9 protein-coding genes are annotated in these 11,623 nt (G+C 60.6%); 7 read left to right on the forward strand and 2 right to left on the reverse strand.

What is annotated here, in order from left to right; translation table 11 throughout:
* Window positions 1-3: 3 nt before the first annotated feature.
* The 4 genes from dgcB (at window position 4) to ACIPIN_RS17785 (ending at window position 4,681) form a co-directional block, all read left to right on the forward strand.
* Window positions 4-1,968 carry a dimethylglycine demethylation protein DgcB gene (gene dgcB / locus ACIPIN_RS17770; protein ID WP_401120567.1) on the forward strand — a complete coding sequence of 655 codons (1,965 nt, stop codon included), beginning with the start codon at window positions 4-6 and terminating at the stop codon, window positions 1,966-1,968.
* On the forward strand, window positions 1,968-3,188 hold the full coding sequence (locus tag ACIPIN_RS17775; protein ID WP_401120569.1) for an electron transfer flavoprotein subunit alpha/FixB family protein: 1,221 nt from the start codon (window positions 1,968-1,970) through the stop codon (window positions 3,186-3,188). Before dgcB ends, ACIPIN_RS17775 begins: the two co-directional genes overlap by 1 nt.
* A gap of 16 nt (window positions 3,189-3,204) precedes the next feature.
* Window positions 3,205-3,975: an electron transfer flavoprotein subunit beta gene (locus ACIPIN_RS17780; protein ID WP_401120571.1), complete on the forward strand. Its 771-nt coding sequence runs from the start codon at window positions 3,205-3,207 to the stop codon at window positions 3,973-3,975.
* A gap of 139 nt (window positions 3,976-4,114) precedes the next feature.
* Entirely contained in the window at window positions 4,115-4,681 is a 567-nt protein-coding gene (locus ACIPIN_RS17785; RefSeq protein WP_401120573.1) for a GNAT family N-acetyltransferase, read from the forward strand.
* 914 nt (window positions 4,682-5,595) lie between these two features.
* Here the strand turns inward: ACIPIN_RS17785 and gbcA are convergent.
* Window positions 5,596-6,891, reverse strand: a complete 1,296-nt coding sequence (gbcA, locus tag ACIPIN_RS17790) for a glycine-betaine demethylase subunit GbcA (protein ID WP_401120575.1) — start codon at window positions 6,889-6,891, stop codon at window positions 5,596-5,598.
* A gap of 282 nt (window positions 6,892-7,173) precedes the next feature.
* Here gbcA and gbcB point away from each other — a divergent pair, with 282 nt between their 5' ends.
* Window positions 7,174-8,274 (forward strand): glycine-betaine demethylase subunit GbcB, encoded by a 1,101-nt coding sequence (gbcB, locus tag ACIPIN_RS17795; RefSeq protein ID WP_401120577.1) that lies wholly within the window; start codon window positions 7,174-7,176, stop codon window positions 8,272-8,274.
* A 138-nt stretch (window positions 8,275-8,412) separates the two neighbouring features.
* On the opposite strand, the gene ACIPIN_RS17800 is transcribed toward gbcB, so the two are convergent.
* A complete protein-coding gene (locus ACIPIN_RS17800; protein WP_401120578.1) occupies window positions 8,413-9,453 on the reverse strand; it encodes a low specificity L-threonine aldolase in 1,041 nt (346 codons plus the stop codon).
* Window positions 9,454-9,871: 418 nt separating this feature from the next.
* On the opposite strand from ACIPIN_RS17800, the gene glyA reads away from it, so the two are divergent.
* Both glyA and ACIPIN_RS17810 read left to right on the forward strand, forming a co-directional pair.
* A complete protein-coding gene (gene glyA, locus ACIPIN_RS17805; RefSeq protein ID WP_401120580.1) occupies window positions 9,872-11,125 on the forward strand; it encodes a serine hydroxymethyltransferase in 1,254 nt (417 codons plus the stop codon).
* A 23-nt stretch (window positions 11,126-11,148) separates the two neighbouring features.
* On the forward strand, window positions 11,149-11,623 hold a 475-nt coding region (locus ACIPIN_RS17810), incomplete at its 3' end, for an FAD-dependent oxidoreductase (protein WP_401120581.1).

Genomic DNA, 11,623 nt, shown 5'->3' on the forward strand with positions numbered 1-11,623 from the left:
ACCATGTTAAACACCCTTCTTCCCATCCTGCTGTTTGCTGCCCTGGGCCTGGCTGTCCTGGGCGCCTTGCGGCGGGTAGCTATGTGGCGCCGGGGCCGTGCGTCCAAGGTCGATCTGATCGGCGGCCTGCTGGCCATGCCCAAACGCTACATGGTCGACCTGCACCACGTGGTGGCGCGGGACAAATACATTGCCAACACCCACGTCGCCACGGCCGGTGGTGCGGTGGCGTCCATCGTGCTGGCGATTCTGGTTCACGGTTTTGGCCTGCATAACCGCTTCCTCGGTTATGCACTGTTGCTGATGACGGCGGTGATGTTCGTCGGCGCGATCTTTGTGTACCTGCGTCGGCGCAACCCACCGGCCCGTTTGTCCAAAGGTCCGTGGATGCGCCTGCCGAAAAGCTTGCTGGCATTCTCGGCGTCGTTCTTCCTGGTGACCCTGCCGGTGGCGGGCATCCTCCCGGAAAACTTCGGTGGTTGGCTGTTGGCGGCGATCCTCGGTGTTGGCGTGCTGTGGGGCGTATCCGAATTGTTCCTCGGCATGACCTGGGGCGGGCCGATGAAGCACGCCTTCGCCGGTGCCTTGCACCTGGCCTGGCACCGTCGCGCCGAACGTTTTGGGGGTGGTCGTTCCACCGGTTTGAAGCCGCTGGATCTCAACGATCCAAGCGCGCCGCTCGGTGTGGAAAAACCCAAGGATTTCACCTGGAACCAACTGTTGGGCTTTGACGCCTGCGTGCAGTGCGGTAAATGCGAAGCCGCGTGCCCGGCGTTCGCCGCGGGTCAGCCGCTGAACCCGAAAAAACTGATTCAGGACATGGTCGTCGGCCTGGCCGGTGGAACCGATGCCAAGTTCGCCGGCAGCCCTTATCCATCCCTTGACGGCAAGGGCAAACCGATTGGCGAACACGCGGGTAATCCGCATCAACCGATCGTCAACGGTCTGGTCGACGCTGAAACCCTCTGGTCTTGCACTACCTGCCGCGCCTGCGTTGAAGAATGCCCAATGATGATCGAGCACGTCGATGCCATCGTCGACATGCGTCGTCACCTGACCCTGGAGAAAGGCGCGACGCCGAACAAGGGCGCCGAGGTTCTGGAAAACCTGATCGCCACCGACAACCCGGGCGGTTTCGCACCGGGCGGGCGGATGAACTGGGCAGCGGACCTGAACCTGACACTGCTCAGCGAGAAGAAATCCACTGATGTGTTGTTCTGGGTCGGCGACGGTGCCTTCGACATGCGCAACCAGCGTACCTTGCGCGCCTTCGTCAAAGTGCTGAAAGCCGCGAAAGTCGATTTCGCCGTGCTGGGCCTTGAAGAGCGTGACAGCGGTGATGTGGCCCGCCGTCTGGGCGACGAAGCGACCTTCCAGCTGTTGGCCAAACGCAACATCCAGACCTTGGCCAAGTACAACTTCAACCGCATCGTCACCTGCGACCCGCACAGTTTCCACGTGCTGAAGAACGAATACGGCGCCTTCGATGGCAACTACCTGGTGCAGCACCACAGCACCTACATGGCGGAAATCATCGACGCGGGCGCGCTCAATCTGGGCCAGCACAAAGGCAACAGCGTGACCTATCACGACCCGTGCTACCTGGGCCGCTACAACGGCGAATACGAGGCGCCGCGCCAGGTGCTGCGAGCGCTGGGGATCGAGGTCAAGGAAATGCAACGTTCCGGTTTCCGCTCGCGCTGCTGCGGCGGCGGCGGCGGTGCGCCGATCACCGACATTCCGGGCAAGCAACGGATCCCCGACATGCGCATGGACGATATCCGCGAAACCGGTGCCGAACTGGTGGCCGTGGGTTGCCCACAGTGCACTGCAATGCTGGAAGGCGTGGTTGAACCACGGCCGCTGATCAAGGACATCGCCGAACTGGTGGCCGATGCGCTGCTCGAAGACGCAGCACCGAGCAAGTCACCGGCGCCGATCAAACGTCAACCTGCGGAGGCCCACTGATGAGCGACATTATCCGCCGCGATCCGCGCGCCGAATGGATCGCCCGCAACCGTCTGCATCCGCTGCACGCCGCCATGCAACCGGTGGAACACAGCTGGATGGGCCCCAACGGGATCATTCGCAAAAATCCTCACGGCATCGGTTTCATCGGCCCCAACGGCATCAAGCGGATTGACCGCAGTGGTGCGCAGCAGGGCGGGGCGACCAAGCGTACGGCGGCGGTTGAAGTGCAACTGCCGTTGCATCAGGTGGCTACACCAGCGTTCTACATTAGCGTGGTGCCGGACATGGTCGGCGGCCGTTTGAACAGCCACGATCGCGACCTGCTGGGCCTGGCCCATCAACTGGCCGGCAAGGACGGTGCGGTGCTGGCGGTGGTCTTTGGCGAACACAAGGAAAACGCCTTCGCCACTGCGGGTGTCGACCGTCTGCTGGTGCTCGATGGCGAAGCATTCAATGGTTATGCACCGGAACAACGGGTGCAGGGGCTGCGGGCTGTGGATAACCAGTTCAGCCCTCGTCACTGGCTGCTGCCGGACAGCCGCAGCGGTGGCGGTGAACTGGGTCGACGCTTTGCCGCGGCACTCGGCGAACGCCCGGCTACGCGGGTCTGGCAGGTTAAGGATCAAGAGTGCATCGGCCGCGCCGGTGCGGGTCTGCAAGACCTGGCGCGCCCTGTCGCACGGTTGATTCTCGCGGCGGTGGAATGCGCCGAGCCGGTCAGTGAAACCCGTCATGAAGCGTTGCCGGTGGAGTTATCCACAACGGTTGCGCGCAGCCTGTCGCGGATCGAAGACCTGGGCGCGGTGGCGGTCGACCCGGCAGCGATTCCAATGGCCGAGGCCGAGTTCATTTTCTCGGGCGGCAACGGGGTCAAGGACTGGGGACTTTTCCACAGGACCGCAGCAGCCCTCGGCGCTACCGAAGGCGCATCGCGAGTGGCGGTGGACGACGGCTTCATGGCCCGCGACCGTCAGGTCGGCGCCAGCGGCACCTGGGTCACGGCGCGGGTGTACGTGGCGGTGGGGATTTCCGGGGCGATCCAGCACCTGCAAGGCATCGGAGCCTGCGACAAGGTGGTGGCGATCAACCTTGACCCTGGCTGCGACATGATCAAACGCGCCGACCTGTCGGTGATTGGTGAAAGCGCGGAAATTCTTCAGGCCTTGATCGCGGCGGTAGAGGCTTACCGCAACGACGCCAAGCGCGATGCGGCTTAAGGAAAGGACTTGGATTATGAGTACTAATGTCATCAGCCTGGTGTCCATCGGTGCCCACCCGACCTCGGGCCGGCCACGCCGCGCCGAGCAGGATGCGCGGGCGGTTGAACTCGGTCTGCAACTGGCTGGGGAAAACCTGCAAGTGCTGCACGCCGGTGATGTCGAGGAGCCTGCGCTGCGGGCTTATCTGGGCATGGGCCTGGAACAGCTGCACGTGCTGGAACAACCCCAAGGCGCCGATGCGCTGCCAGCGTTGACCGCTTATTTGCGAGACGCTGGGGCGCAGGTGGTGCTGACCGGCAGTCAGGCGGAAACCGGTGAAGGCTCGGGCATGCTGCCGTTCCTGCTGGCGGAAAGCCTGGGCTGGCCGCTGGTGGTCGGGCTGGCGCAGGTCGAATCGATCAACGGCGGCGTCGCACTGGTGCTGCAAGCCTTGCCTCGTGGTCAGCGTCGACGCTTGAAAGTGCGCCTGCCGTTTCTCGCCACTGTGGATAACGCCGCGCCCAAGCCACGGCAAAGCGCCTTCGGCCCGGCCCGGCGTGGCGTGTTGCAGGCGGAAGACGTTGAGATCATCGATGATGAGTTGCTGGCGGTTGCGACGTTGCAGCCGGCCAAGCCACGGCCAAAGCGCTTGAAAGTGATCAAGGCCAAGAGCGGCGCCGACCGGATGAAAGCCGCAACGGCCAAGGCCAGCGGCGGTGGCGGGCAGGTGCTCAAAGGGTTGAGTGCCGAGGCCGGGGCTGAGGCGATTCTCAAGTTGCTGATTGAAGAAGGCGTGGTTCGCTAAAGGATCACCAACGCAGATCTAATAGTGTGGGAGCGGGCTTGCTCCGGGCGGCGATCCGACGAAAGCGGTGGCTCAGTCAACATCAATTTTGAATGTCAGTCCGCCTTCGCGAGCAAGCCCGCTCCCACAAGGAAAAATAATGGCAGTTGAATTTCGTTCGGCCCTGCGCGCGGATGCGCGGGAGATTGCTCGCCTGTTTCAGATTTCATCAGAAGGTGCGGCGGATTACATCTGGAGCCAACTGGCGCAGCCCGGCCAGGACCTGCTGGATGTCGGTGCCAGTCGCTACGCCTGTGAAGACGTCGATTTCTCCTATCAAAACTGCGTGATCGCGCAGGCAGAGGGAAAGGTCATCGGCATGCTGCACAGCTACGTGATGCGATACGATCCGCTGGCAGCTCCCGTAACCGATCCGGTCCTGGCGCCGTATGCCAGGATGGAAATCCCCGACACCCTCTATATTTCGAGCCTGGCGCTGCATGAGGGCTGGCGCAATCAGGGCTTGGGCCAACAATTCCTCGCCTACGCTTACGACCGTGCCAACCAGCTGGGGCTCAACGGCTTGAGCCTGATCGACTATGCGGCGAACACCGGCGCCCGTCGGTTTTATGAGCGACATGGCTTCCGTGTCGTCGATACCTGCCAGATCACGCCCCACCCGATGATTCGGGTCACGGGTGAAGCCTATTTGATGTATCGGCCATAGGCACAAGCAAATCCCTGTGGGAGCGGGCTTGCTCGCGAAGGGGCCGTCAGCTTCAACATCACCGTTGACTGACACACCGCTTTCGCGAGCAAGCCCGCTCCCACAGTTGCTCTATGTTTACCCACAATCCCTGTTAGCGCTTCTGTGGATAACGTGTTCACCCCTCGCTACACCCCATGCACATCAGGCCCTGCAAGCCTTTGTACGAAAAACGACCAGCCTAACTCCGCGTTTTTTCAAGCTTTTTTCAGTGGATAAGGGAATCGCTGGTCCACGACTTGCCCCCAATCTCTGTTGGTGCTTCTGTGGATAAGATGTTCGCTGTCCGCTGTAAGCCATACAGATCGGGGCTTTCAAGCTTCTGGTTAATAACTAACCAAATGCCAGGTTTTGCAGTTCTCTTGTCGCTCAAACCCGCGAAATATACAGCCTGGACGCGGTTTTCCACAAAGCAGTGCAGGTGTTGTGGAGTTGCCCCCAAAGTCTGTTGGCGCTTCTGTGGATAAGGTGTTCGCGGTCCTCTGCGAGCCATACGAACCGTGGCTTACAGGGTTCTGATCAAAAAACGCTCAATCGCTGCCGAAAACCCTGCTTCTGGATAAGTCACGGATTTTCTTCAGTTTCTGTGGAGAAAACTTCCGGCATTTCCACAGTTGTCCCCATTTGCTGTGGGTGGAGGTGTGGATAACTTGTTCGCTGAAGGCTGCACGCCACGTCCCTTATAGGCTGGAACGCAATAGATCATATTTCGTACAGTTCTAAGATTTGGGGGAGAGTATCGAGGGGAGGGATGTGGTGACAGGTAGGACGCTATCGCGAGCAAGCTCGCTCCCACATTGATTGATGTTGTTCGCAACATTTGTGAACACCACCAATCCCCTGTGGGAGCGAGCTTGCTCGCGATGCTTTTGCTCTTAGCCGTGAACCGGTACGCCTTTCAGGTAAGGCGCAGGCTCAGCCCCCAGGTTGCTCAGCAGACGCTCGCTATACCAATCCACGAAGTTCACCACGCCGAACTCGTAAGTCTTGGAGTACGGGCCTGGCTGGTACGCCGTGGAGTTGATCCCGCGCTGGTTCTCTTCGGCCAGACGACGGTCCTCGTTGTTGGTGGAATCCCAGACCTCACGCATGCGGTCGACGTCGTAATCCACACCTTCGACAGCGTCCTTGTGCACCAGCCATTTGGTGGTGACCATGGTTTCCTGCGCGCTGATCGGCCACACGGTGAACACAATGATGTGGTCGCCCATGCAGTGGTTCCACGAGTGCGGCAGGTGCAGGATGCGCATCGAGCCCAGGTCCGGGTTCTGGATCCGGCCCATGAGTTTCTTGCAGGCTTGCTTGCCATCCAGGGTCATCGACACGGTGCCCTTGAGCAGCGGCATGCGCACGATGCGGTTACGCAGGCCGAAGCTTGCGTGTGCGTAAGGAATCTTCTCGGCTTCCCAGGCGGCGGCGGAAGAGGCTACGTGGTCCTTGAACGCCTGGTCGGCGCGTGGGTCGGTAACGTCATCCCATTCCAGCAGGGTTTTCAGCAGTGCCGGGTGCGACGCGTTGCAGTGGTAGCACTCGCGGTTGTTCTCCAGCACCAGTTTCCAGTTGGCCTGTTCTACCAGGGTGGTTTGTATCGCCACCTTGGTGTTCTCCATGTCGTACGGTTCCATGTAATGGTTCAGTGTCGACAGGAAGTCATCGATGGCCGGCGGGTTTTCCGCGAGGCTGATGAAGATGTAGCCACCGGCGGTCTTCACATGGACCGGTTTGAGGCCGTACTGCTTCATATCGAAGTCGTCGCCCATCTCGCTGCCCGCGAACAACAGGCGACCGTCGAGCTCGTAGGTCCACTGGTGGTAGTGGCAAACCAGCTTGGCGACTTTGCCTTTTTCGCTGGTGCACAGACGCGAACCACGGTGGCGGCAGACGTTGTGGAAGGCATGAACCACGCCTTCAGCGCCGCGAATCACGATGATCGGGTTCTTGCCAATCTGCAGGGTCAGGTAGTTGCCCTTGGTCGGGATTTCGCAGGTCATGCCGGCGATCAGCCACTCTTTCTGGAAGATCTCCTGCATGTCGATATCAAACAACCGTTCATCGGAGTAGAACGGCTGTGGTAGCGAAAACGTACGCTCGCGCTCTTGCAGCATCTGCGCGGTGGCCTTGCGTGCGGGTTCCAGTGGATCGCCCAAGCTCAGGGTAGTGGTGACGTCCATCGTTTAAGTCCTCATGGCCATCTGTGTGGCCGGCGAATAGTGGCTACGGTTAGTGCAACGCAAGGCAGAAAACAGCGTTTATCTGTTGAAGCGAGTGTGGGGCCGACTCGGGCCAGAACCTTATCCATGGGCGACATGGCCCAATCTGTTCCCGACGCGCAACCCCCGGTGGTTGGGGGCTGGTCGCGATAAGTACGTGAATGTCGTAGATAGGTAAGTGGCCACCCCACGCCTTGAGCAGAATCGGCAACATGAGGCCGACAGTCGGCCGTGGAGATCAGCATGTCCAATAGTTTCCTGAATCCGGTAACCACCCAGACCTGGGCCAATGGTCGGCACATTGTCCGTTGCGTCAAAGTCATCCAGGAAACCTGGGACGTGCGGACCTTCTGCTTCATGGCCGACCAGCCGATCATGTTCTTCTTCAAGCCGGGGCAGTTCGTCACCCTGGAGCTGGAGATCGACGGTGTGCCGATCATGCGCTCGTATACCATTTCCAGCTCGCCGTCGGTGCCTTACAGCTTTTCGGTGACCATCAAGCGCGTACCGGGCGGCAAGGTTTCCAACTGGTTGCACGACACCCTGCATGAAGGTCAGGAGCTGGCGGTGCACGGGCCGGTCGGGCTGTTCAACGCCATGGACTTCACCGCACCGAAAGTGCTCTACCTCAGCGGTGGTGTCGGGATCACTCCAGTGATGTCCATGGCCCGCTGGTTCTACGACACCAACGGTAACGTCGACATGGTGTTTATCCACAGCGCCCGCTCGCCGAAAGACATCATCTATCACCGTGAGCTGGAACACATGGCATCGCGGATCGATAACTTCAGCCTGCACCTGATCTGCGAGAAGCATGGTATGGGTGAGCCGTGGGCCGGTTATCGCGGTTACCTGAACCACAAAATGCTGGAGTTGATGGCACCGGACTTCCTTGAACGTGAAGTGTTCTGCTGCGGTCCGACGCCTTACATGCACGCGGTCAAACGCCTGCTGGAAGCCGCTGGCTTCGACATGTCGCGGTATCACGAAGAGTCCTTCGGTGCGACCCCGCCCGAGGCCCGCGCCGACGCTGTGGAACACGCCGAACAAGCGGCCGACGCTCCGGAAATCGACGTGGCGGACCAGCATCAGGTGGAGTTCACCGCGTCCGGCAAAAGCATCCGCGTGGCGCCGGGTGAAACCGTTCACGCTGCAGCCGCGAAACTCGGGCTGTTGATTCCAAAAGCCTGCGGGATGGGGATTTGCGGGACGTGCAAGGTGATGAAGCTGGGCGGCGAGGTCGAAATGGAGCACAACGGCGGGATCACCGAAGAAGACGAAGCCGAAGGGTTCATTCTGTCGTGCTGCAGCGTGCCGAAGGGGGATGTGCGGATCGAGTTCTGATTGGTTCTGGCTGAGAACCTGTGGCGAGGGAGCTTGCTCCCGCTGGACTGCGTAGCAGTCCCATTTTTAGGGCCGCTTCGCGCCCCAGCGGGAGCAAGCTCCCTCGCCACAAAAAATCAGGTCGCTCTCAGGCAGGCCTTACCCCGCCATCACTTCCCGAATATCCGCCGCCAACTCCCGTACCCGCTCTACCTCGGTATCCCACGAGCACATGAAGCGTGCGCCGCCTTTGCCGATGAAGGTGTAGAAACGCCAGCTCTTGGCGGTCAGCGCCGCGACGGCTGATTCCGAGAGTTGCAGGAACACGCCGTTTGCTTGTACCGGGAACATCAGTTCAACGCCTGGAATGTCGCTCACCAGCTCGGCCAGCAACTGTGCGCAGTAGTTGGCGTGGCGGGCGTGTTTGAGCCAGGCGCCGTTTTCCAGCAGGCCGACCCACGGTGCCGAGAGAAAACGCATCTTCGAGGCCAGTTGCCCGGCCTGTTTGCAGCGGTAGTCGAAGTCTTCAGCGAGTTTCTGGTTGAAGAACAGAATCGCCTCACCCACCGCCATGCCGTTTTTCGTCCCGCCGAAGCACAGCACGTCAACGCCGGCTTTCCAGGTCAGGTCGGCGGGTGAGCAATTGAGGAACGCGCAGGCGTTGGAGAAGCGCGCGCCGTCCATGTGCAGGTTCAGGCCCAGCTCTTTGCAGGTGGCGCTGATGGCGCGGATTTCTTCCGGGGTGTAGATGCTGCCGACTTCGGTGGCCTGGGTCAGGGTCACGACGCGCGGTTTCGGGTAGTGAATATCCTGGCGCTTGAGGGCGATTTCGCGAATCGACTCCGGGGTCAGTTTGCCGTTTTCAGTACGTGCGATGAGCAGCTTGGAGCCGTTGGAGAAGAATTCCGGCGCGCCGCATTCGTCGGTTTCGACGTGGGCGGTTTCCGAGCAGATCACGCTGTGGTAACTCTGGCACAGCGACGACAGCGCCAGCGAGTTCGCCGCGGTGCCGTTGAAGGCGAAGAACACTTCGCAGTCGGTTTCGAACAGTTTGCGGAAATCGTCCGAGGCGCGCGCAGTCCACTCATCGTCACCATAGGCGCGTTGGTGGCCTTGATTGGCTTGCTCCATGGCGGCCCAGGCTTCCGGGCAGATGCCGGAATAGTTGTCGCTGGCGAATTGTTGGCTCTTGTCGGTCATGGCCGGCTCCGTGGTCGATTATGGTGCGCACTGTACCCAAGATTGGCGGGGGAGCACACGCGATGTGTCTGTCAGAAAAATACAAAGACGTTAGGCAATTATGCACATGACTACACGCGACGTTGTGTTGAACCTGCGTAGGAGCTGCCGCAGGCTGCGATCTTTTGGCGATATTGCAGGCACCACAGCATCAAGATCAAAGGATCGTCCGAACGCGGCCCGAGCCTTCGCCAGCTCCTACGCTGAGCGCCGGTCAGTGGTCGCTCTTTGAACACATGTCGTAAACGCACCTTTGCGTGGCGTCCATAGGCATTTGACCTGTCTGCGCCGGTCATACCATCGCATCCAAAGGGCACTGCCGAAAGGTACGTGCCTCACCGAGACGAAAGGCGCACAAGCCGCCGCTGGGAGAGACGCGATGTTCAGCAAGCAAGACCAGATCAAGGGTTACGACGATGCACTGCTGGCGGCGATGAATGCCGAGGAGCAACGCCAGGAAGATCACATCGAGCTGATCGCGTCAGAGAACTACACCAGCAAGCGCGTCATGGAAGCGCAAGGCAGCGGCCTGACCAACAAATACGCCGAAGGCTATCCGGGCAAGCGCTACTACGGTGGCTGCGAGCACGTTGACAAGGTTGAAGCACTGGCCATCGAACGCGCCAAGCTGCTGTTCGGCGCCGATTACGCCAACGTCCAGCCGCACTCCGGCAGCCAGGCCAACGCGGCGGTATTCCTTGCGCTGCTGCAGGCCGGCGATACCGTGCTGGGCATGAGCCTGGCTCACGGTGGTCACTTGACCCACGGCGCCAAGGTCAGCTTCTCCGGCAAGCTCTATAACGCCGTTCAGTACGGCATCGACACCGCCACTGGCCTGATCGATTACGACGAAGTCGAGCGCATGGCGGTCGAGCACAAGCCGAAAATGATCATCGCCGGCTTCTCGGCTTACTCGAAAACCCTGGATTTCCCACGCTTCCGTCAGATCGCTGACAAGGTCGGTGCTTACCTGTTCGTCGACATGGCGCATGTTGCCGGTCTGGTCGCTGCTGGCCTGTACCCGAACCCGCTGCCGTACGCCGACGTGGTCACCACCACTACTCACAAAACCCTGCGCGGTCCACGTGGCGGTCTGATTCTGGCCAAGGCCAACGAAGAACTGGAAAAGAAACTAAATGCGGCCGTGTTCCCCGGTGGTCAGGGTGGCCCGTTGATGCACGTGATCGCCGCCAAGGCCGTGTGCTTCAAGGAAGCGCTGGAGCCAGGCTTCAAGGTCTATCAGCAACAAGTAATCGACAACGCCAAGGCCATGGCCGGCGTATTTATCAAACGCGGCTACGATGTAGTGTCCGGCGGTACTGACAACCACCTGTTCCTGGTGAGCCTGATCCGTCAGGGCCTGACGGGTAAAGAAGCCGACGCCGCCCTGGGTCGTGCCCACATCACCGTGAACAAAAACGCCGTACCGAACGATCCACAGTCGCCGTTCGTCACCTCGGGCCTGCGTATCGGCACCCCGGCGGTCACCTCGCGCGGTTTCAAGGTTACCCAGTGCGTTGAGTTGGCCGGCTGGATCTGCGACATCCTCGACAACCTCGGCGACGCCGATGTCGAGGCCAACGTTGCCAAGCACGTGGCGGCCCTGTGCGCGGACTTCCCGGTTTATCGCTGAGCGCGGTTTTGGAGTAAATGACTATGCAACGCTACTCAGGCTTCGGCCTCTTCAAACACTCCCTCAGCCACCACGAAAACTGGCAGAAGATGTGGCGCACGCCGACCCCGAAAAAGGTCTACGACGTGGTCATCGTCGGCGGCGGCGTGGCCCGTCACGATGCCGTGGCCTGGGGCTTTGCCCGTGCCGCTGACGCATTGGGCGTGGACCTGATCCAGCAGACCGAAGTGATCGGTTTCCGCAAGGAAAACGGCGTGTGCATCGGTGTAGAAACCAACAAGGGCTTCATCGGCGCCAAGCGCGTCGGTGTGGTCACGGCCGGTAACTCCGGGCACATGGCCAAACTCGCCGGTTTCCGTCTGCCGATCGAATCCCACCCGCTGCAAGCGCTGGTATCCGAGCCGATCAAGCCGATTAGCGACAGCGTGATCAGGTCCACCGCCGGGCACGGTTACCTCTGCCAGTCCGACCAGGGTGACCTGGTGAGCGGCGCCGGTA

It is taken from the genome of Pseudomonas sp. NPDC087697 (assembly GCF_044743155.1).
Lineage (GTDB): Bacteria > Pseudomonadota > Gammaproteobacteria > Pseudomonadales > Pseudomonadaceae > Aquipseudomonas.